Origin of the sequence: Streptomyces sp. NPDC059524, from assembly GCF_042749255.1 — a bacterium.
Classification (GTDB): domain Bacteria; phylum Actinomycetota; class Actinomycetes; order Streptomycetales; family Streptomycetaceae; genus Streptomyces; species Streptomyces xanthii.
The window spans coordinates 42,186-63,268 of record NZ_JBHYTK010000007.1 but is presented as its reverse complement, the minus strand read 5'-3'; the positions used below and the strand labels follow the sequence as shown (position 1 = coordinate 63,268).

Annotated in this window: 13 protein-coding genes; 6 read left to right on the top strand and 7 right to left on the bottom strand. The window is 72.7% G+C overall.

Features of this window, described 5'->3' with window-relative positions:
• Nucleotides 1–79 precede the first annotated feature (79 nt).
• The 3 genes from ACFW9D_RS03340 to ACFW9D_RS03330 all read right to left on the bottom strand — a co-directional run bounded on the left by ACFW9D_RS03340 (nt 80) and on the right by ACFW9D_RS03330 (nt 5,436).
• Nucleotides 80–2,032, bottom strand: coding sequence for an amino acid transporter (locus tag ACFW9D_RS03340; protein ID WP_384617197.1), 1,953 nt, complete (start codon nt 2,030–2,032; stop codon nt 80–82).
• Nucleotides 2,033–2,218: 186 nt separating this feature from the next.
• Nucleotides 2,219–3,439, bottom strand: a complete 1,221-nt coding sequence (locus ACFW9D_RS03335; protein ID WP_384617195.1) for an NUDIX domain-containing protein — start codon at nt 3,437–3,439, stop codon at nt 2,219–2,221.
• Entirely contained in the window at nt 3,436–5,436 is a 2,001-nt protein-coding gene (locus ACFW9D_RS03330) for an ABC transporter ATP-binding protein (RefSeq protein WP_384617192.1), read from the bottom strand. Before ACFW9D_RS03330 ends, ACFW9D_RS03335 begins: the two co-directional genes overlap by 4 nt.
• A 302-nt stretch (nt 5,437–5,738) precedes the next feature.
• On the opposite strand from ACFW9D_RS03330, the gene ACFW9D_RS03325 reads away from it, so the two are divergent.
• The 4 genes from ACFW9D_RS03325 to ACFW9D_RS03310 all read left to right on the top strand — a co-directional run bounded on the left by ACFW9D_RS03325 (nt 5,739) and on the right by ACFW9D_RS03310 (nt 10,524).
• Nucleotides 5,739–6,917: an MFS transporter gene (locus ACFW9D_RS03325; RefSeq protein WP_384617189.1), complete on the top strand. Its 1,179-nt coding sequence runs from the start codon at nt 5,739–5,741 to the stop codon at nt 6,915–6,917.
• Between the two features lie 509 nt (nt 6,918–7,426).
• On the top strand, nt 7,427–7,870 hold the full coding sequence (locus tag ACFW9D_RS03320; protein ID WP_384617187.1) for a hypothetical protein: 444 nt from the start codon (nt 7,427–7,429) through the stop codon (nt 7,868–7,870).
• Between the two features lie 168 nt (nt 7,871–8,038).
• Nucleotides 8,039–9,256, top strand: coding sequence for a PLP-dependent cysteine synthase family protein (locus ACFW9D_RS03315; RefSeq protein WP_384617184.1), 1,218 nt, complete (start codon nt 8,039–8,041; stop codon nt 9,254–9,256).
• The gene (locus tag ACFW9D_RS03310; protein ID WP_384617181.1) at nt 9,253–10,524 is read left to right on the top strand and encodes an MFS transporter; all 1,272 of its coding nucleotides are present in this window, start codon (nt 9,253–9,255) and stop codon (nt 10,522–10,524) included. Before ACFW9D_RS03315 ends, ACFW9D_RS03310 begins: the two co-directional genes overlap by 4 nt.
• A 65-nt stretch (nt 10,525–10,589) precedes the next feature.
• On the opposite strand, the gene ACFW9D_RS03305 is transcribed toward ACFW9D_RS03310, so the two are convergent.
• Complete coding sequence (locus ACFW9D_RS03305; RefSeq protein WP_384617179.1) at nt 10,590–12,953, bottom strand: GH92 family glycosyl hydrolase; 2,364 nt, start codon at nt 12,951–12,953, stop codon at nt 10,590–10,592.
• Nucleotides 12,954–13,156: 203 nt separating this feature from the next.
• On the opposite strand from ACFW9D_RS03305, the gene ACFW9D_RS03300 reads away from it, so the two are divergent.
• Nucleotides 13,157–14,944, top strand: coding sequence for a SpoIIE family protein phosphatase (locus ACFW9D_RS03300; RefSeq protein ID WP_384617178.1), 1,788 nt, complete (start codon nt 13,157–13,159; stop codon nt 14,942–14,944).
• Nucleotides 14,945–15,009: 65 nt separating this feature from the next.
• Here ACFW9D_RS03300 and ACFW9D_RS03295 read toward each other — a convergent pair whose 3' ends face one another.
• On the bottom strand, nt 15,010–18,384 hold the full coding sequence (locus ACFW9D_RS03295; RefSeq protein WP_384617176.1) for a pyruvate carboxylase: 3,375 nt from the start codon (nt 18,382–18,384) through the stop codon (nt 15,010–15,012).
• 284 nt (nt 18,385–18,668) lie between these two features.
• Here ACFW9D_RS03295 and ACFW9D_RS03290 point away from each other — a divergent pair, with 284 nt between their 5' ends.
• A complete protein-coding gene (locus tag ACFW9D_RS03290) occupies nt 18,669–19,244 on the top strand; it encodes a dihydrofolate reductase family protein (protein ID WP_188335329.1) in 576 nt (191 codons plus the stop codon).
• Nucleotides 19,245–19,262: 18 nt separating this feature from the next.
• Here ACFW9D_RS03290 and ACFW9D_RS03285 read toward each other — a convergent pair whose 3' ends face one another.
• Nucleotides 19,263–19,829, bottom strand: a complete 567-nt coding sequence (locus ACFW9D_RS03285; protein ID WP_188335328.1) for an NADPH-dependent FMN reductase — start codon at nt 19,827–19,829, stop codon at nt 19,263–19,265.
• A gap of 58 nt (nt 19,830–19,887) precedes the next feature.
• On the bottom strand, nt 19,888–21,066 hold the full coding sequence (locus tag ACFW9D_RS03280) for a macrolide family glycosyltransferase (RefSeq protein ID WP_384617172.1): 1,179 nt from the start codon (nt 21,064–21,066) through the stop codon (nt 19,888–19,890).
• Nucleotides 21,067–21,083 lie beyond the last annotated feature (17 nt).

Below are 21,083 nucleotides of genomic sequence, written 5' to 3'. Positions count from 1 at the left end.
GGCGATTATGTCATTGGCCAGGCCCTTGCGCAGAGTTGTCACCGGCCGGTCGGACGGCCGGCGACAACTCCGCGCCCGCTCAGCCGACGTGGACGCGCGGGCGCAGTTCGCGGTCCGGCTCCGCCTCGCGCAGCACCTCGCGGGTGACGGGGGCGATCTCGCCCTGGCCGAAGAGGAAGAAGCGGAGGAAGTTGGCGAAGGGGTTGCCTTCGGTCCATTCGAAGTAGATGTGGGGGCGGACGCCGGTGAGGTCGCGGGCGTGGAGGAGGAGTGCGGCGAGGCCGTTGGGGACGGAGGAGGCTTCGACGGTGAGGACACGGAAGCGTTCGTGCAGCACTTCGCCGCGGACGGTGAGGCCGGCTTCGAACTCGGAGGGGTCGGTGATGGTGACCTCGACGAAGACGAAGTCCTCGGCGCCGGGGATGTCGTTGTCGGCGCGGATCTGGTCCTTCTTCGCCCGGTATTCGTCGGCGTCGCGGTTGTCGGGTTCGTTGGCGATGAAGCGCGGGGTGCGCTTGCAGATGTCGCGGATGAAGCGTTCGGCCATGTCGTCGAGTTCGACGTGGGTGACGCGGAGTTCGAAGGCGCGGCCGAGGCGGGACAGGAGCGAGATGAGCATGATGCCGGCGATGAAGCAGGCGCCGATCTTCACGCCGTCGGGGCGTTCGATGATGTTGACGACGGTGGTGTAGAGGAAGACGGCGGCGATGATGCCGAAGCCGATGGTCCAGCCGCGTTGGCCGGCTTTGTTCGCGGCGATGGTGACGGCGATGGCGGCGGAGCAGATGAGGACGAGGACGCCGGTGGCGTAGGCGCCGCCCTGGGCGTCGACGTTGGCGTCGAAGAGCCAGGTGACGAGGAACGCGACGAGGATGAAGACGATGACCATGGGGCGCACCGCGCGGGCCCAGTGCGGGGCCATGCCGTATTTGGGCAGGTAGCGGGGCATGAGGTTGAGCAGGCCTGCCATGGCGGAGGCGCCGGCGAACCAGAGGATGAGGATGGTGGAGATGTCGTAGACGGTGCCGAAGGAGTTGCCGAGGTACTCGTGGGCGAGGTAGGCGAGGGCGCGGCCGTTGGCCTTGCCGCCGGCCTCGAACTCGTTCTGCGGGATCAGGACCGTCGTGATGAAGCTCGTGCAGATGAGGAAGACGCTCATGATGAGCGCGGCCGTGGTCAGGAGCTTCTTCGTGTCCCGGATCCGGCCGGCGGGGTTCGCCTCGGTGTCGCTCGCGTCGCCCTTGACGTGGGGCATGACGGCGACGCCGGTCTCGAAGCCGGACAGGCCGAGGGCGAGTTTGGGGAAGACGACGAGGGCGACGCCGATCATGACGAAGACGTTGCCGTGTTCCTGGGTGAGGGCGCTGGTCCAGTCGGTGACGACGTGTTCCGCGGTGACGACGTGCCACAGGCCGGTGACGACCACGACGACGTTGAGCGCGAGGTAGATGCCGACGAGGGCGGCGGCGACGCCGATCGCTTCGAGGAAGCCCTTGAGGAAGACCGCGCCGAGGAGTGCGATGAGGATCATCGTGATCAGGACCTGCTTGTCGTGCAGGGCCGATTCGAGGTGGGGGTTCTCGACGAGGTGGGTGGAGGCGTCGGCGGCGGAGAGGGTGATGGTGATGAGGAAGTCGGTGGCGGCGAAGCCGAGGAGGGTGAGGACGAAGAGCTTGCCCTTCCAGAAGGAGAGCAGTCGCGACAGCATCGCGATCGAGCCCTCGCCGTGGGGGCTCTCCTCGGCGACGCGGCGGTAGACCGGCAGGGCGCCGGCGAGGGTGACGATGACGAGGACGATGGTGGCGACGGGGGAGAGGAGTCCGGCGGCCAGCGCGGCGATGCCGGGCTGGTAGCCGAGGGTGGAGAAGTAGTCGACGCCGGTCAGGCACATGACGCGGTACCAGGGCTGGCCCTGGTGTTCGGTGCCGGTGTCGGGCTTGGGGACGGACGGGCGGCCCTTGCCCATGTCCGACAGGCCCTCCAGCATCCACGCACGCAGGCGCCCGCCGCGCGCGGAGTCGGTCGTGGACATGGATGCTCCTGGGGCTGCGGGAAAAGGGGGGACGGACCGCAGCGCGCACACCCGCACTGACGGTCGAGTCAGCGTAAGCAGCCCCGACCGGTCCGTCCCCGCTCCCGGCGTCAGGGAAGCGTCAAGATGCCTCGGAGAGACGTCGTGTGCCTCACATTCCCGCCCTCTCTGCTGGTAAGCGCCCCGTCACCTGCCGTTCCGGCCCCCTCCCGCGAAGGCTGTGAAGTGGGCCGGCGGATGGTCCAGGGGCTGGTCGGGGCGCCACGCGGTGAGGATCTGCGCCGAGCACTGGAACAGGCCGTGCGGCAGCGCGTCGAGCGGCCACCAGGACCAGTCGCCGACGCTCTCGCCCGGTCGCGTCCGCGGCGAGCCCCGCCAGGACGTCACGACCGCGCCGACCGTGACCCGTACGACGTCCTCGACCCGGTCGACGAGGGTGCCGAGCAGGTCGACGTCCCCCGGTTCGGCCATGAGCCCCGTCTCCTCACGCAGCTCCCGCACCGCCGTCTCGGCGAAGGACTCGCCCGGCTCGACGGTTCCGCCGGGCAGTTCCAGCGTGCCGCGGCGGTGCCGGCCGAGCAGCAGCCCCGCCTCGCCGAGCACGATCGTGCCCACCCCGATCGCCGCGTGCGGCACGGGCGCGCGACGGCTGCGCGGACGGCTGGAGATCCGCACCTCCCCGGCGGGCAGGCGGCGGGCCCGGACGAGCGTGCAGACCACGGCATGGTCCGGATCGGGCGAGCTCAGAAGACCGGTCTCCTCGACGACGAACCCGTACGCGGACAGCAGGCTCGCCCACGCCTCACCCGTCAGCACCCAGGAGTCCAGCGGCAACGGCGTCATGCCGACCACCCCGAGCATCTCCTCGCGCGGTGCCACGGTCGCCGACGGGCCCACGCCGTGGACGTTGGTGTGCAGGACGGAGAAGACGAAGGGGGCGCCCGGCGCCAGCGCGTCGCGCAGCGCGGGCAGCACCCGGTGCGGATCGATCCCGGCGAGCGTGCAGACCGCGTACGCCCCGTCGTACGGCCGCTCGGCGCGGCGCAGGTGCTCGACGACGTCGCCGTGGACGAAGGACACGCCAGGGACCTCGCCGAAGTGCGTGACCGCCCGCTCGTGCTGGGTCGGCGACAGTTCCACGGCGTCGATCAGAGCGCCGTGGGTCCGCGCCAGGTGCACGGCGTAGTGCCCGGCCCCGGAGCCGATGTCGACGAAGCGGCGCCCGGCGAGCGGCCCGAGGACCTCGTCGCCGGGACCCACCCCGTCCCAGAACCCCCAGCGCATCCGCTCCGGCACCGGCGGCATGTACTTCCGGCCGATCTGGTGACGTCCGTACGCGGTCCAGGCATCGGCGTTCGGAGACTGCGGGGAGTGCGGGGACACGGAACCTCTTGAGGGCGCGGTCATGCGGGGTCGGTGACGGCCGGGGCCGGCGGTGACGCGGGGTGCGGCACGGCGGGCGGGACGGGCGCGTACTGGTCGGCCTGGGCCGTGAACATCGCGGCGTAGCGGCCCCGCGCGGCGAGGAGCTCCGCGTGGGTGCCCTGCTCGGTGAGGCGGCCCTGGTCGAGGACGAAGATGCGGTCGGCGTGGCGGACGCCGGACATGCGGTGGGTGACCAGGACGACGGCCCGGTGCGGGGCGGCCAGACGGCGGATGCGGTCGAACGCCTCGATCTCGGCCTCGGGGTCGAGCGCCGAGGTCGGCTCGTCGACGACGAGGATGCTGTCGGCGGTCGACGTCGCGCTGCGCCAGTGCGTACGGGCCAGGCCCATCTTCTGCCACTCGCCACCCGACAGCTCGATGGCGCCGCGGAACATCCGGGCCAGCAGGCTCTGGAGGCCGTCGGGGAGCTTCGCCACGATCGGGCCCGCGCCCGCGTAGTCGAGCGACGGGCGCAGGTCCTCCGGCTCCGCCGGGTGCTCGGGACGACCGATCCGGACGTTCATCGCCGCCGTCACGGGCCAGCGCTGGAAGTCCTGCGTCAGCAGCGAGACCCGGCCGTAGACCTCCGCGCGGTCCAGATCCCGTACGTGCGCGTCGCCCCAGCGCACGGTCCCCTCCTGCGGCAGCAGCAGCCCGGAGAGGATCTTCATCAGGGTGCTCTTGCCGGAGCCGTTCTCCCCGACGACCGCCGTCACCGACCCCATGGGAAGCGTGAGCGACACCTTGTCCAGGGCCGGGGCGCCGCGGTCCGGATAGCGGTAGGTGACCGCGTCGAGCGCGATCTCCGCGACCCGCTCGGGCAGCGGCGCCCCACCGGTCGGGATGGCACGCTGCGCCGCCTCCGTCAGGAAGCGGGAGTGGTCGCGCACGTAGAGGGACTCCTCGTGGAGCTGGTTCACGTTCATGACGAGCGCGCCGAGACTGGCCGAACCCGAACGGACCGCGATCACCGCCGTGCCCGCCACCGCCAGGCCCATGCGCCCGCTCATGATGAGCCAGATCATCGCCCCGTACGTGGCGGCCGTCGCCAGTCCCGACAGCGCCGACGCGACCCACTCCGTGACCGCCTTGCTCGTCGCGAGACGCTCCTGCTCCGCCTCCGCGCTGCGGGCCATGCCCCGGTAGCGGTCGAGCAGGAACGGACCCACGGCGTGGATGCGGACCTCCTGCGCCGCCGTCCGCTCCGTGAGCAGGTTGCCGATCAGCCGGCTGGCCCGGACATGCTCGATCCAGCTCATCATCGACACGTACCGCTCCTGCGCGACCCGCATCGCGCCCCAGCCGCGCGGCGCCGCGATGACCAGGAGCATCGGCAGCAGCGCCGGATGCAGCACGGTGAGCACACCGGCCGTGGCGATCAGGGAGATCGTGCTGTTCAGCGCCGACACGCAGCAGCTGATCATGCGGCGCGCGGAGGCCGCCCCGTACTGCGCGATGTCGATCAGGCGGCGGAACTCCGGGTCGTCGATCGCCTCCAGCTCGACCGCCGTCGCCGCCGCCAGGTACTGCGTCGTCGCGATCCGCTCGACCAGCGGTTCGAGCCGGCCGGCCTGCGCGGTGGACCAGCCGGCCAGCGCGGAGTTGACGACGGCGACCGCCGCGGCGGCCAGCAGACCCGGCAGCAGCGCGTGCAGCCGCTCGGTGGCCGTGCCGTCGCCCAGCAGCGCGTGCATCACGGCGTTGACCGCGAGCAGCCCGACGGCCGCGGCCACACCCTGCCCGATCTCGCTCAGCGCGACGACGAACAGGGCCCGCCGGTCCGCGTTCCACGCCATGCGCAGGGCGGCTCCGACCAGCCCCGGCATCTGGCGTAACGCGGAGCGCATCGTCAGGTCCAGGGTCGCGTTCTCGTGCCGGGACCAGCCCATGTCGTAGCGCAACGGTCCGCCGAACAGCTCCCGTTCGGCCTCCGACACCCGCGGTTCGGCCGGCCGGACCTTCCCGAAGAATCTCTTCAACTGTCGCCCTCCCAGAGCATCGGCACCCGCGGTCAAGGAACCGTGAGGGCGCTATTTAAAGCGCGGATCCGTGGGTGTGGGGCGGCTCTGGGAACGCTGGGACGGGTGGGCCCGATGCGGTGCGTGGGGGGTGGTGAGGGGTGGATTCCGGGGGCGCGCGGGACGCGGAGTCCTCCGGGTGTGACACGGCTCCCTACGCTGCCGATGTATCGGGTGCGGTGTGGTGCTCGGGGGCCGCGAGGCGCCGGGCGCGCCGGGCACCGCCTCGTGGGTCGTCCCGGCGTCGGCTGATCGGAGATCCGGTGGGTGAAACGAAGGGTGCGGGGGCGGGGCGGCGCCGGACGGGGCCGCTGTACGCCGCGGGCTTCATCACCGCGTTCGGGGCGCACGGCATCGCCGCCAGCCTCGGCGCCGGGGACACGGACCTGGCGTCCTCCGTCCTGTACCTCGGTGTGCTCCTCGCCCTCTACGACGGCGCGGAGGTGGTCCTCAAGCCGGTCTTCGGCACCCTCGCCGACCGCGTCGGCCCCCGGCGCGTTCTCATGGGCGGCCTCATCGCCTTCGCCCTCGCCTCCGCGCTCTACGTGGCCGTGCGCGACCCGGGCCGGCTGTGGGCGGCCCGCCTGGGCCAGGGCGCGGCGGCCTCCGCGTTCTCGCCGGCCGCGTCCGCACTGGTCGCCCGGCTCAACCCGCAGGCCGCACACGGGCGTGCCTTCGGCTCGTACGGCTTCTGGAAGAGCCTCGGATACACGGCGGGCCCCCTGATCGGCGGCGTGCTCGTGTGGCTCGGCGGGCTGACCCTCCTGTTCGCCGTGCTGACGGTGCTCGCGGTCGTGGTCGCGGGCTGGGCACTGCTCGCGGTGCCCGTCGTGCCGCCGCTGCCCAAGCGCCGGCAGACCCTCGCGGATCTGGTCCGGCGGCTCACCGACGGGGTGTTCCTGCGGCCCGTCGCCGCGCTGGCCGCGGCGACCGCCGCCATGTCGGTCGGCGTCGGCTTCCTCCCGCTGTCCGGCCGGGCCGACGGTCTGTCACCCGTCGCCACGGGCGCGGTCGTCTCGGTCCTCGCGGCCTGCGCGGCGGTCGTGCAGCCGTGGGCAGGACGGGCGCTGGACGCGGGGCGCCTGAGCGCGCGGGGCGGACTGAGCGCGGGGCTCGCGGTGACGGCGGGCGGGCTGGCGGTGGCCGCACTGCCCGGGATCGCGGCGCTCGTGGGGGCGGCGGTGCTGATCGGGGCCGGGACCGGGCTGATCACACCCATCGGCTTCGCGGCACTGGCCGCGGCGACTCCCGAGGAACGGATCGGCCAGACGATGGGCGCGGCGGAACTGGGACGGGAACTCGGCGACGCGGGCGGCCCGTTGCTGGTGGCGTCCATCGCCGCGGGGGCCTCGCTGGGCTGGGGGTTCGGGGTACTGGCGTTCTGCACGGGGGCGCTGGTGCCGGTCGTGGTGGGGACGGGGAGGTGGAGGGTGGGGCGGTGAGGTACGCGTACGGGTGGGCGTTGCCGCCGGGTCGGCTCCTGCGGTGCCGCAGCAGGGGCCGAGCGGAGGTGCCGGGTGTGCCGCCGCCGTGGTGGGACTCGCCCGAGCGACGGAGCCGCGTCAGGCCGGGGCTCCGGCCTTGGACAGCACCCCGGCACCGGGTGCGTATCCGGTTGCGCCGACCTGGCCTTGGGCAGTCTGCCGCCTGGGGCGGCACGGGTGGGCAAGGCTGCACCCCCGGCGCCGGGTGCGCGATTCATCAGGCTTCATCCAGCGCGCAGCCGCCGTAGAGGCCGATCCGGGTTCCCGCGCGGGCCCGGGTTCACCCGATCCGGCGATCATGGCCGACCGGCCCGGCGGCGCTCGCGCGTCCCGGAAGCGCCCCTTCCGGGACGACCGCACCCTTGGGGCCGTTGAGGTCCGGCCGATCCCGGCCCCGCCGCCGGGCGACCCGCCCCGACCGATCTTCACGCGCACTTTATGCGCTCACCCGATTACTCTCTGTCGTCATGAGGATCTCGTCCGCACGTCACGACAGGAGCCGCCCCGGTCACCGCACCGGCGCGATCCTCGCCGTGCTGCTGGCCGCCCTCGTCCATCTCCTGTGCTGCGCCCACGGCCCCGTCGCCTCCGCCGCCGGCCGCGCCGACACGATCACAGCCGTCGCGCCCACCCCGTGCGGCCAACCCGCCGGACCACACGCGCACTTCGGCGACGACGCCCGCCACGACGGTCACCAGGACGACGCACAGTGCTCGGGGACCGACGAGCCGAGCGTGCAGGCCCCGCGCGGCCTCCAGCCGGCCGCCGACCTCACCCCCGTCACCCTCCCCGGCGCGGACCTCGACCCGGCGGCCGAGCCCACGCCCCGCAGACCGTTCGGGGACAGCGGCCCCCGCCTCGCCGCCCCCGCCGGACAGCAGAGGGCCCACCTGGGCATCTGGCGGACCTGACCGGCCCCGCGCCGTCCCGCCGGTCCTCCGCGGCACCCACCGCGCCCCCGCCAGGACGACGCCCCGGCCCACCAGACTCCGCCCAGCAAGCGGCCCCGAACCGGCACGGCCCCGGAACCCTCAGGTCTCCGACCACCCCTGCCGACGGCGCCGCAGGAGAAGCACGCCATGACTCACGCGATGACCCCCACCACGGCACAGACCACGCCCCACGTCACGACACACGCCACCACCCCGACCCACACCCCGACACACCTGGACGCCCCCGCCCGGCTCCTCGCCGACACCAAGCGCCCCCAGCACACCCCCGGCGGACTCGTCGGTGACACGCCCGTCCTGTGGATCGGCGCCCCGTTCACGGCCGAGGGCCGCGGCTTCTGGGCGAAGCTCGAAGGCCACAACCCCGGCGGCATCAAGGACCGCACCGCCCTCCACATGGTGCGCGCCGCCCGCGAGCGCGGCCGGCTCCTGCCCGGCGCGCGGATCGTCGAGTCCACCTCCGGCACCCTCGGCCTCGGACTCGCCCTGGCCGGCGCCACGTTCGGACACCCCGTCACCGTCGTCACCGACCCCGGCATGGAGCCGCTCATGACCGGCCTGCTCACCGCCTACGGCGCGGAGGTCGACCTCGTGGAGGACCCGCACCCGGAGGGCGGCTGGCAGGAGGCCCGGCGCCTGCGCGTCGCGCGACTGCTCGCCGAGGACCCCACGGCCTGGTGCCCCGACCAGTACCACAACCCCGACAACGTGGCCGCCTACGCCCCGCTCGCTCACGAACTCGTCGCGCAGCTCGGCCGCATCGACACCCTGGTCGTGTCCGTCGGCACGGGCGGGCACTCGGCGGGCATCGCGTCCGTCCTGCGCGGCTACTTCCCTCGCCTGCGTGTCGTCGGCGTCGACACCACCGGGTCGACGATCTTCGGCCAGCCCGCCGCCACCCGCCTGATGCGGGGCCTGGGCAGCAGCATCTATCCGCGCAACGTCGCCTACGACCTCTTCGACGAGGTGCACTGGGTGGCCGCCCCCGAATCAGTCTGGGCGGCACGGAACCTGGCGCGACAGCACTACGCCACCGGCGGCTGGAGCGTCGGCGCGGTCGCCCTCGTGTCCCGGTGGCTGGCCCGCACCCGCCCCGCGGAGGAGCGCATCGTCACCGTGTTCCCCGACGGCCCGCAGCGCTACATCGGCACCGTCTTCGACGACGCCTACGGCCATGAGCACGGGCTGCTCGACCGGCCGCCGGCCGACGACCCCGACGAGATCGCGCATCCCGCCGACCGCGTCGTCACCCGCTGGACCCGCTGCACCCACGTCACCGACCCCCTCGGCCCCGACGCGGCGCGGCCGCACCGCACCGCCGGGACGGCCACCGGGGCCCGGCGATGACCGGCCTGTGGCGGCAGACCCGCTCCTTCCCGGCCCCCGTGCGACTGTTGATGGTCAATCAGTTCGCCATCAACCTCGCCTTCTACATGCTCATGCCCTACCTCGCCGCCCATCTCTCCGGCTCGCTCGGCCTCGCCGCCTGGGCCGTCGGACTCGTCCTGGGCGTACGGAACTTCTCGCAGCAGGGCATGTTCCTCATCGGCGGCACCCTCGCCGACCGCCTCGGCTACAAGGCCCCGATCATGGCCGGCTGCCTGCTGCGCACGGTCGGGTTCGCCCTGCTCGGCTGGGTGGACAACCTGCCCACGCTGATCGCGGCCTCCGCCGCCACCGGATTCGCGGGCGCCCTGTTCAACCCGGCCGTGCGCGCCTACCTGGCCGCCGAGGCGGGGGAGCGGCGCGTCGACGCCTTCGCCACCTTCAACGTCTACTACCAGGCCGGCATGCTCCTCGGCCCGCTCGTCGGACTCGCCCTGCTGGCCGCCGACTTCCGGCTGGTGTGCACCACCGCGGCCGCCGTCTTCGCCGGCCTCACGGTCCTCCAGGCGCGCGCCCTGCCCGCCCGCCGCGGCACGGCATCCGACCGCACCCGGCAGGAGGACGCCGCCGACGAGAGCGTGCTCGCCCAGTGGCGCACGGTCGTCGCCAACCGGCCCTTCCTGCTGTTCGCCCTCGCCATGATCGGCTCGTACGTACTGACCTTCCAGGTCTACCTGGCCCTCCCGCTCGCGGCGCGGAGCGCGCTGGGGGAGCGAGGCACCTGGGCGACCAGCCTCCTGTTCGTGGCGTCGGCCGCCGTCGCCGTGGCGGGCCAACTGCGCCTCACCGGCTGGGCGAAGGCGAGGTGGAGCCCGCCGCGGGCGCTGGTGCGCGGACTGACCGTCATGGGGCTCGCGTTCCTGCCGCTCGCCCTGGTCCCGTTCGACGCGGCCTGGCCCGTACTCGGCGCGCTCGTCCTGACGGTGACCCTGCTCGCCCTGGGCGGCGCCGTCGCCTACCCCTTCGAGATGGACACCGTCGTCACCCTGTCCGGCAACCGCCTGGTCGCCACGCACTACGGGCTCTACAACACCGTCTCGGGCCTCGGCATCACCCTCGGCAACCTGGCGACCGGCGCCCTGTGGGACTTCGCCGCACGGCACGACGCCCTGTGGCTGACCTGGAGCGCGCTCACCCTCACCGGCCTGGGCTGCGCCGCCTCCGTCGCCGCGCTCGCCCGCACCGGCCGCCTCACCGCGCGGCCCGAGCCCCACCTGGCGACCGCGTGAAAAGGGTGCGGGGCGAGGCGCCCCGAAGGCACCCCGCCCCGCACCCGTTCACATCAGGCGACCGCTCAGTCCTGCGCCACCGCCGGCGGCGCCGCGTCGACACCCCAGCGCGTCGGCTGCCCGGAGAGCGTGACGTCGATCGACCCGGCGTCCTGCAGCTCCCGGTGCGACAGCCAGCTCCGCTGGAGCGGCCCCGCGTCCGTCCGCACCGAGGACACGTACTGCGTCTTCGACGCGTCGGCGGCCGGCGCCTCGATCGCGATCGGCTTGCCGTGCGCGGGCCGGATCTCGACCTTGTCGAACATCGGGGCCGTGACGATGTAGTTCGCCGACCCGGGCTGCGCCTCGAAGATCCCGGCCATCGCGAAGACCAGCAGCGACGAGGTCGCCCCGAGGTCGTCGTTGCCGGGCATCCCGTACGCGTCGTCCGTGAACAGCGTCCGCATCGCGCGCAGTACCGCCGACGTCTTCCACGGCGCGCCCGTCCACGTGTACATCCACGGCGCGTGGAAGTCCGGCTCGTTGTTCGGGTTGAACGCGAAGTTGTTGTGGTAGTCGTAGGCGCCGTTCACCCAGGACTCCGAGGCGGCCTTCGCCGGGTCGGTGAGCACCGTCGGCATGTCGAAGAACGTGTCGAGCCGCTGCTCGGCCGCGCCCGCCCCGCCCATCAGCCCGTACAGGGTCTGCGGGTCCTGCTGGGCCAGCCACTGGTACTGCCAGGCCGTGCCCTCGTGGAAGGCGCCCGACTGGGTCGGGTCCGTGTCGCCGGCCGGCGTGCCGTCCGCCTTCTTCGCCACGGGGAAGCCGGTGAAGCCCTTCGACGAGATGCCGGAGTCCCACAGCTTGGTGAAGTTGTCGCAGCGTCCCGCCAGCAGGTCCGCCTTGTCCTCGTGGCCGAGCCCGCGGGCCATCGTGGACAGCGCGCAGTCGCCGAGCGCGTACTCCAGCGTCGCCGAGCCCGCCTGCCGTGTGTCACCGAACTGGTAGCCCGGCAGGTCCTGGTAGCCGATGAAGCCGTTCTTCACGTACGTCGGATTGCCGTCGCGGCCGCGGAAGACGGACTGGTCCTGGGGGACCTCGTTGACGTTCTTCCACAGCGCGTCGAACAGGCCGCGCGCGGTGCGGTCGTCGAGCAGACCGCGGTTGTAGAGGTCGACGATCCACGGGGTGACGGGGTCACCGCTCATCACGTTCGTCTCGCCGTTGCCGAGCCCCCAGCGCGGCAGCCAGCCGCCGTCCTCGTAGACCCGCAGCAGCGACTTGGCCATGTCCGTGGCCTTGTCCGGGTTCAGCAGCGCCACCAGCTGGTTCTGCGAACGGTACGTGTCCCACAGGGAGAACATCTGGTAGTAGGGCGAGTCCGAGCGGTGCACCTGGTCGTCGAAGCCCCGGTAACGGCCGTCGACGTCGGAGCCGACCGACGGGTGCAGCAGCGAGTGGTAGAGCGCGCTGTAGTAGGTGCGCTGGTCGGCCTTGCTGCCGCCGGCCACCCGCATCCGGTTCAGCTCGTCCCGCCACGTGTCGTGCGCGGCCGAGCGGACCTTGTCGAAGGACTCCGGCTGCTCCGCCCGCCGGTTCAGGCGCGCCCCGTCGACCGACGTGTAGGACAGGCCCACCGAGGCGCCCACCCGGTCGCCCTTGTCCCGGTCGAAGGACAGCCAGGCGCCCGCCCGCTTCGTGCCGCGCTGCGCCTCGCGCTTGCCCGGCGTGAGCGTGCCGTCCGTCCACGTGCCGAACGTCGAGAACTTGCGGTCGAACTTGGCGCTGAAGTAGACCCGGTAGCGCTCCTTGACGGTCTCCCAGCAGAAGTTGCCGCCCTGGACCCAGCCCTCCACGGTGTCGTCGCCGACCACCTTGAGGCCGCCGGCGAACGTGCCGCCATTGCTCTCACCGGCCTCGATCAGCACGTTCTGCGCGCCGGACCCGCTCGGGAACGTGTACCGGTGCTGACCCGTCCGCTGCGTCGCCGACAGCTCGGCCTCGATGCCGTTGTCGAACTTCACGCCGTAGTAGCCGGGCGAGCGGGTCTCGTTGTCATGGCTGAACTTGGCCCGGTACTGCGCGGGGTCCGAGGACGTGACGTCCCCGGTCGTCGGCATGAACCGAATGTTGCCCATCGTCTGGCAGCCGACGCCCGAGAGGTGCGTGTGGCTGAAGCCGAGGATGCTGTCCTGCGCGTAGTCGTAGGAGGCGTACTTGTTCAGCTGGGTGTCGGGGCTCAGCTGCACCATGCCGAAGGGCGTGGACGCGCCCGGGAAGGTGGTCCCGTCGCCGTTGTTGCCGATCGAGGTGTCGACCAGCGTGGTGGGGTCCGCGGCGAACTCCGGCCCCTGCTCACGGGCGCTCGCGGCGCCCGTGGCGGTGACGGAGGCGGCGGCCAGAGTGGTGGCGATCAAGGCGGCGGTGAACGCGCGTCTAAACGCTCGCATCGCGATCCTCTCGTGCGACAACGTTGTCAAAGGGGGTGCCCGTCGATCTTTCTCTCCTGGGCATGCATCCGTCAATGCCGCGGCGCCGACTCGTCACGGATGGCCGTCCCCGGTGCCCGTGAGCAGGCGAGGGCGGGCCGATCGACGGAACATGGAGAAAGCGGGAGAGATCACAGGGCGCCGAGCAGACGGGAGTGCCGCACGTGGGTGGCGGGCGCGAACACGGCAACACCGAGGAGTACGACGCCGAGATGCGCCAGGTCGACGCCCTCAACCGACTGGCGGGACCGGCCACCGGCGGTTCGGGCCGGCCGCCGGACGACCTGCGCCACCGCGGCGCCGACCTCCTCGTCACCGGCCACGCCCTGGCCCGCGTCGCCTCACTGGGCGAGGCCCTCACCCTGATCTCCGGACTGACCGACCCCTCACTGCCCCTGTGCAGCCAGGCCGTGTTCCGCGCGGACCGGGAAACGCTGCACTGCGTCGGCCAGTTGGGGCTGCGCGACGACGGGCGGGACGCGTACCGCATGCCGCTGGACGCCGTGCACCCCGCCGCCCAGGTCGCCCGGACCGGACGGCCGGTCTTCCTCGCCTCCCCGGAGGAGTTCCGCGAGCGCTTCCCCGAGGGCCACTCCCTGTCCGCCCACGCCGGACACCAGGCCTGGGCCTTCCTGCCCCTGACCACGTACGGCCAGCTCACCGGCGTGTGGATGGCCGCCTTCGACGCCCCCGTCACGATCACCGACGGCCTGGGCGTCTTCCTCATGACCGTCGCCCGGCTCCTCGGCCAGAGCATCGAGCAGACCTACGACGGCCAGGCCGACCGCGCCCTGTCCCAGACCCTGCGCAACAGCCTCGGCGGGGTCGGCTCCGGCGTCGACGGGCTCAGCGTCGCCGCCCGCTACGTCCCCACCGGCGGCGGCCTCATGGTCGGCGGCGACTGGTTCGACAGCATCACCCTGCCCGGCGGCCGCCTCGGCCTCGTCATCGGCGACGTCCAGGGCCACGACCTGCAGGCCGCGGGACTCATGTCCCGGCTGCGCACCGCCATCCACGCCTACGCCGCCGAGGGCCACGGCCCCGACGCCGTCCTGGTGCGCGCCTCGCACTTCCTCGCCTCCCTGGGCGAGGACCGCTTCGCCACCTGCATCTACCTGGAGGCCGACCCCGCCACCGGCACCCTCCGCATCGCCCGCGCCGGCCACCCGCACCCCGTCCTGCGCCTCCCCGACGGCACCTGCGTGCTCAAGCACGTGCGGGGCGGCCTGCCCCTCGGCCTCGACCTCGACGAGGACGACTACCCCGTCAGCGTCGTCACCCTGCGCGAGAACGAGATCATGATGCTGTGCACCGACGGACTGATCGAGTCCGGCGGCCACGACATGTACACCGGATGGCTGCGCGTGCGCGACGCGCTCGAACCCGGCAGCGCAGGCGACCTCGGCGGACTCGCCGACCGGCTCATGAACGCCGTCGTCGCACCGACGGAGGCGCGGAAGGGCGAGCAGCCCGCCGCAGCCTTCACCGAGGACGACATCGCGCTGCTGCTCCTGCGCCGCGACCCGTCCGCCGTCCCCGTCGACGGCACCGGCCGGAACCTGCGCTTCACCCTCGAACAGGACCAGGCCCAGGGCCTCGCCGACGCCCGCATCGAGTTCCAGGGCCTGCTCCACGACTGGGCCCGCCCCGAACAGGTCGACACCGTCCTCCTGCTCGTCTCCGAGCTTCTCGGCAACGTCCTCGTCCACACCGAGCAGGCCGCCGCGCTGCGCGCCGACATCCACGGCACGCACGGCCGGCGCCGGCTGCGCGTCGAGGTCTCCGACCGCAGCGACGAGGTCCCGCACCGCCGCGCCCCCGGCGAGCTCTCCTCCTCCGGCCGCGGCCTCGTCCTGCTCGACCTGCTGGCCCACCGGTGGAACATCCGGCCCGAGCCCGAGGGCAAGACGGTCTGGTTCGAGCTCGACGAGGACGGCCCGGAGGAGCCGTGAGCACACGGCGGCGGCCGGGACGGATCATGCCGCCCCGGCCGCTCACCTCATCACAGCCCCTCAGTTCACCGGATCTCGACGAGCAGGTCGCCGCCCTCCACCTGCTGGATCCTGGAGATCGCGAGACGCGAGACACGCCCGCCCCGCGGCGCCGTGATCGAGGCCTCCATCTTCATCGCCTCGATCGTCGCCACCGTCGCACCGGCCTCGACCTGGTCGCCCTCGGCGACCGACAGCGTGACCACACCGGCGAACGGCGCCGCGACGTGACCCGGGTCGCCCTTGTCGGCCTTCTCGGTCACGGGCAGATCGGCCGCGGCCGCGTTGTCCCGCACCTGGATCGGCCGCAGCTGTCCGTTGAGCGTGGACAGCACCGTGCGCATCCCCCGCTCGTCGGCCTCGCCGACCGCCTCCAGCTCGATCAGCAGCCGCACACCGGGTCCGAAGTCGACGCTGTACTCCTTGCCCGGGCGCAGCCCGTAGAAGAAGTCCTTGCTGTCGAGCACGCTGGTGTCGCCGTAGGCCTCGCGATGCGTCTCGAAGGCCTTCGTCGGACCAGGGAACAGCAGCCGGTTGAGGGTCGCGCGGCGGTCCTTGGCGAGGCCGTCGCGGTCCTCGGCGCTCAGGTCCTGGACCGGCTTGGGGCCGGCCCGGCCTTCCAGGGCCTTGCTGCGGAACGGCTCCGGCCAGCCGCCGGGAGGCGTGCCCAGCTCGCCGTGCAGGAAGCCGATCACCGAGTCCGGAATGTCGAACCGGTTCGGCGTCGCCTCGAACTCGGCGGGCTCCACGCCCGCGCCCACCAGGTGCAGCGCGAGGTCGCCCACGACCTTCGACGACGGCGTCACCTTCACCAGCCGGCCCAGCATCCGGTCGGCCGCCGCGTACGTCGACTCGACGTCCTCGAAGCGGTCGCCGAGGCCGAGTGCGACGGCCTGCGTGCGCAGGTTGGACAGCTGTCCGCCGGGGATCTCGTGGTGGTAGACCCGCCCGGTCGGTGCGTCCAGACCCGCCTCGAACGGGGCGTAGATCTTGCGCACGCTCTCCCAGTACGGCTCCAGGTCACCGACCGCCTGGAGGTCCAGGCCCGTGGGGCGCGCCGAGTGGTCGGTCGCCGCGACGATCGCCGACAGCGACGGCTGCGAGGTGGTCCCGGCCATGGAGGCCACCGCGCCGTCCACCGCGTCCGCCCCGGCCTGGATCGCCGCGAGGTACGTCGCGAGCTGCCCGCCGGCCGTGTCGTGCGTGTGCAGGTGCACCGGCAGGTCGAACTCGCGGCGCAGCGCCGAGACGAGCGTGGCCGCGGCCGGGGCGCGCAGCAGACCGGCCATGTCCTTGACCGCGAGGACGTGCGCGCCCGCGTCGACGATCTTCTCGGCGAGCCGCAGGTAGTAGTCCAGCGTGTACAGCTTCTCCGCCGGGTCCGACAGGTCGGACGTGTAGCAGAGCGCGACCTCCGCGACGGCGGTGCCGGTCTCCCGTACGGCCTCGATCGCGGGCCGCATCTGGTCGACGTCGTTGAGCGCGTCGAAGATGCGGAAGATGTCGATGCCGGTGGCGGCCGCCTCCTGCACGAACGCGTCGGTCACCTCGGTCGGGTACGGCGTGTACCCCACGGTGTTGCGACCGCGCAGCAGCATCTGCAGACAGATGTTCGGCACGGCCTCGCGCAGGGCTGCGAGCCGCTCCCACGGGTCCTCGGCGAGGAAGCGCAGCGCGACGTCGTACGTGGCGCCGCCCCAGCATTCGAGCGAGAGCAGCTGCGGCAGCGTGTGCGCCACCGTCGGGGCGACGGCCAGCAGGTCCTTGGTGCGCACCCGGGTGGCGAGCAGCGACTGGTGGGCGTCGCGGAACGTGGTGTCGGTGACGCCGAGCGTCGGCGCGTCCCGCAGACTCCGGGCGAAGCCCTCGGGCCCGAGCTCCGCGAGCCGCTGCCGCGACCCGGCCGGCGGCTCGCCCGCGGGCAGCGGCGCCAGCTTGGAGGCGGGCGAGATCAGCTCGGGGCGCGGGCCGTGCGGCTTGTTCACCGTCACGTCCGCGAGGTACGTCAGCAGCTTCGTGCCCCGGTCCGCCGAGTGACGGGCCGTCAGCAGGTGTGGCCGCTCCTCGATGAACGAGGTGGTGACGCGCCCCGCCTGGAAGTCCGCGTCGTCGAGCACGGCCTGCAGGAACGGGATGTTCGTCGACACACCACGGATGCGGAACTCGGCGACGGCCCGCCGCGCCCGGTCCACGGCCGTACGGAAGTCCCGGCCCCGGCAGGTCAGCTTCACCAGCATGGAGTCGAAGTGGGCGCTGACCTCGGTGCCCGCGTGCGTCGTACCGCCGTCGAGCCGGATGCCCGAACCGCCGGGGGAGCGGTAGGCGCTGATCATGCCGGTGTCAGGGCGGAACCCGTTCGCCGGGTCCTCGGTCGTGATGCGGCACTGGAGCGCGGCGCCGTGCAGCACGACCGACTCCTGCGACAGGCCCAGGTCGGCGAGGGTCGCGCCGGACGCGATGCGCAGCTGCGCCTGCACCAGGTCGACGTCGGTGACCTCCTCGGTCACCGTGTGCTCGACCTGGATGCGCGGGTTCATCTCGATGAAGACGTGCTTGCCCTCGCGGTCGAGGAGGAACTCCACGGTGCCCGCGTTGCGGTAGCCGATCCGGCGGGCGAACTTCACCGCGTCGGCGCAGATCCGCTCGCGCAGCTCGGGGTCGAGGTTCGGCGCGGGCGCCAGCTCGATGACCTTCTGGTGGCGGCGCTGTACCGAGCAGTCGCGCTCGAACAGGTGGATGACGTTGCCCTCGCCGTCGGCGAGGATCTGCACCTCGATGTGGCGGGGGTCGACGACGGCCTTCTCCAGGAAGACCGTCGCGTCGCCGAAGGCCGACTCGGCCTCGCGGGCCGCCGCCTCGATCGACTCGCGCAGCAGCGCCGGGTCGTCGACGCGCCGCATGCCGCGCCCGCCACCGCCGGCGACGGCCTTCACGAACACGGGGAAGCCGATGTCCTCGGCGGCCGCCACCAGTTCGTCCACGTCGGTGGACGGCGCCGAGGAGCCGAGCACCGGCACCCCGGCCTCGCGCGCGGCGGCCACGGCCCGCGCCTTGTTGCCCGTCAGCTCCAGCGTCTGCACGGACGGGCCGACGAACGTGATGCCCGCCTCCTCGCAGGCGCGCGCGAGTTCGGGGTTCTCGGAGAGGAATCCGTAGCCCGGGTACACGGCGTCGGCCCCCGCGAGCCGGGCCGCGCGGATGATCTCCTCCACCGACAGATAGGCCCGCACCGGATGGCCGGCCTCGCCGATCTCGTACGCCTCGTCGGCCTTCAGCCGGTGCAGCGAATTGCGGTCCTCGTGCGGGAACACGGCGACGGTGCGCGCCCCCAGTTCGTAGCCGGCGCGGAACGCGCGAATCGCGATCTCCCCGCGGTTGGCCACCAACACCTTGCGGAACATCCTGACCCCTTCACCTGGCCGGTGACGAGCACCGTGGATCGTGCCCGGCTCGTTTCGGCAACGCTAAGGGCAGCGTGGGCGCGTACTGAAGGTTCGGCGACAGTGACATGGATCATCGAGCCGAAGGGGCCGCCAATGGCGCAGAGTGGACCCCTTTGCCTCCGCGGCGCCCGCGCGCCGCCCGCCGGCCGATGAGTTCCGCCGGCCCCGACGGTCCTACCCACCGACAGGTCTTCGATCCTCCTCTCCTCACCCACCGGCAGCCACACGCACGGGAGCACGTCATGACCGCCACGTACACCTTCGACATCTTCAGCAGCCTCGACGGCTTCGGCGCCGCGAGCGGCGACTGGACCGGCTACTGGGGCAAACAGGGCCCCGAACTGCTCGAACACCGGCTCCGCCAGTACGACCGGGACCAGCGGATGGTGCTCGGCGCGAACACCTACCGGGCGTTCGCCGGCATGCTGGCCGAGGACACCGAACCGGGCGTGCGCGACCCGTGGGTCACCCGGATGCGGAACCTGCCGCTCACGGTCGTGTCGACGACGCTCCGGGAACCCCTGGACTGGCCGGACGCCACGGTCGTGAGCGGCGACGCGGTCGACGTCGTGGCCCGCCTGAAGAAGGAGTCCGACGTCCCGCTGCGCTCGCACGGCAGCCTGTCCATGAACCGGGCCCTGATGGCGGCCGGACTCGTCGACCGCGTCCAGATCACGGTCTTCCCCGTCATCACGGGCCGCACCGGCCTGGACCCGATCTTCGCCGGGGCGGAGGACTTCGACCTCGACCTGATCGAGACGCGCACCCTCGACGGCCGCACCCAGGAGCTCGTCTACCGCCCGGCCCTGCACGGCTGAACGCGGCGCGGAGCCGCGTCAGCCGCGCCGGCGCATCGGTGCGAGGGCCGAGGTCAGCGTGACGACCTCGTCGAGCAACTGCCCCAGGGCCCGCTCGTGGCGCTCGGCGGGCGCGAACGTCGTGTACGCCTCGAAGTCGCTCTGCAACGACAGGTGCACCTGCGTGTGCACGGCCGTCAGCTGAACCGCCCCGGCGATGTGCCGCAGATGATCGAGGGCGCGGGCCCCGCCGACGTTGCTGCCGTAGCCGACGAACCCGGCCGCCTTGTGGTTCCACTCGTGGTAGACGAAGTCGATGGCGTTCTTGAGCGCGGCCGGGATGGACCGGTTGTACTCGGGCGTGACGAACACGAATCCGTCGAGCGCGTCGATCGTGGCCGCCCACGCGCGGGTGTGCGCGTGCTCGTAGTCGCCCAGGCGCGGCGAGCGCGGCTCGTCGAACAGCGGCAGGTCGTGGTCGGCGATGTCGACGACCTCGAACGCGGCGTCGTCCCGGGCCCCGGCCGTCTTCTCGACCCAGCTCGCGATCTGGGGCCCGACCCGGCCGGGACGGGTCGTGCCGAGGATGATGCCTATCGTCGTCATGTCCTACGTCTCCAGTCGCGCTGCAGAGGGTGTACGGGCGGGGGTGATCCGGCTGTGCTCAGTGCGGCAGCATCGCCTCGATGAGGTCCGCGGCGCGTCGGGTGCCGCCCTCGGCGCGGGCCTCCGTCTGCAACCGGCGGCTGTGCGCGCGACGTTCGGGATCGTCGAGCAGCTCGGTCAGCGCCGTGCGCAGTGTCCCGGCGGTGGCGTCGGCGGTGTCGACGCGGCGGGCCACTCCGAGTTCGACCAGGCGGTCGGCGTTCATGAACTGCTCGGCGCCCTGCGGTACCGCGATCATCGGGACGCCCGCGAGGAGGCCCTCGCCGCAGCCGCCCATCCCGGCGTGTGTGACGAAGGCGTCCGCCTGTTCCAGGATCGCCCGCTGCGGCACCCAGGAGCGCACCTCGACGCCGGCCGGTACGTCACCCAGCTCGGCGGGGTCGGTGTAGCGCCCGATCTGGAGCACGACGTGCCATCCGGGCAGGTCACCGAAGGCGGCGACGCACTGGCGGTAGAACTCCGGCTGCCGCGTGTACGCGGACCCGAGCGAGACCAGCAGCACCTTCTCGGCCCCCGCCGGACGCGTCCAGCCCTCGTCTCCCGTACGGGTGTCGAAGCACGGCCCGACGAACGTGACGACGTCCGTGTCGACCCGGTCGGCGTGCGGCTGCATCGCGCGCGGGATCAGGGCGAGGGAGCGGCCGGGCGGCCCGGAGAACGCGTCCACGTCGGTGGTGACGGCCCCGGCCTCGGTGAGCCAGCGCGCGAACCTGTCCCGGTACGCGTCGGCACCGGGCAACTGCCGCAGATGCACGGCGACTTCCTCCTCGTAGCCGTCCCAGGCGACGAAGGTCGGGGACAGCTGCGCGAGTGGGCGGCCCTGCGTCTCGGCCAGGGCGCGCGCCGCGTAGGCCCCGATGTCGTAGAGGTACAGGTCGGCCGGGTCGTCGTCGTACGCGGCGCGCAACTGCGGGAGCGCCTGGATCGCGTCGTCGAGGAAGAGGGACGCGGCCGCGATGGGGTCGTCCGGCCACTTGTTGTCGGCGAAGGGCAGCGTGGAGGAGCACGGGACGAGTTCGGCGCCGGTGGCCTCGATCCGCTCGGCCATCACCTGGTCGTCGGCGTACGTGACCCGGTGACCGCGGGCCACCAGTTCACGGATCACCGCGAGGCCGGGCAGGACGTGGCTGACGAGGGGGACGCCGACCATCGCGATGTGGGCGCGGCTGCGGGACATGCTCGATCACTCGTTTC

Bases quoted from the DNA above. Each gene is read 5' to 3' on its own strand.
- ACFW9D_RS03310 (WP_384617181.1), top strand. From the start codon at position 9,253: ATGACCGGCCTGTGGCGGCAGACCCGCTCCTTCCCGGCCCCCGTGCGA.
- ACFW9D_RS03290 (WP_188335329.1), top strand. From the start codon at position 18,669: ATGACCGCCACGTACACCTTCGACATCTTCAGCAGCCTCGACGGCTTC.
- ACFW9D_RS03315 (WP_384617184.1), top strand. From the start codon at position 8,039: ATGACTCACGCGATGACCCCCACCACGGCACAGACCACGCCCCACGTC.
- ACFW9D_RS03335 (WP_384617195.1), bottom strand. From the start codon at position 3,439: ATGACCGCGCCCTCAAGAGGTTCCGTGTCCCCGCACTCCCCGCAGTCT.
- ACFW9D_RS03320 (WP_384617187.1), top strand. From the start codon at position 7,427: ATGAGGATCTCGTCCGCACGTCACGACAGGAGCCGCCCCGGTCACCGC.
- ACFW9D_RS03295 (WP_384617176.1), bottom strand. From the start codon at position 18,384: ATGTTCCGCAAGGTGTTGGTGGCCAACCGCGGGGAGATCGCGATTCGC.
- ACFW9D_RS03285 (WP_188335328.1), bottom strand. From the start codon at position 19,829: ATGACGACGATAGGCATCATCCTCGGCACGACCCGTCCCGGCCGGGTC.
- ACFW9D_RS03280 (WP_384617172.1), bottom strand. From the start codon at position 21,066: ATGTCCCGCAGCCGCGCCCACATCGCGATGGTCGGCGTCCCCCTCGTC.
- ACFW9D_RS03340 (WP_384617197.1), bottom strand. From the start codon at position 2,032: ATGTCCACGACCGACTCCGCGCGCGGCGGGCGCCTGCGTGCGTGGATG.
- ACFW9D_RS03305 (WP_384617179.1), bottom strand. From the start codon at position 12,953: ATGCGAGCGTTTAGACGCGCGTTCACCGCCGCCTTGATCGCCACCACT.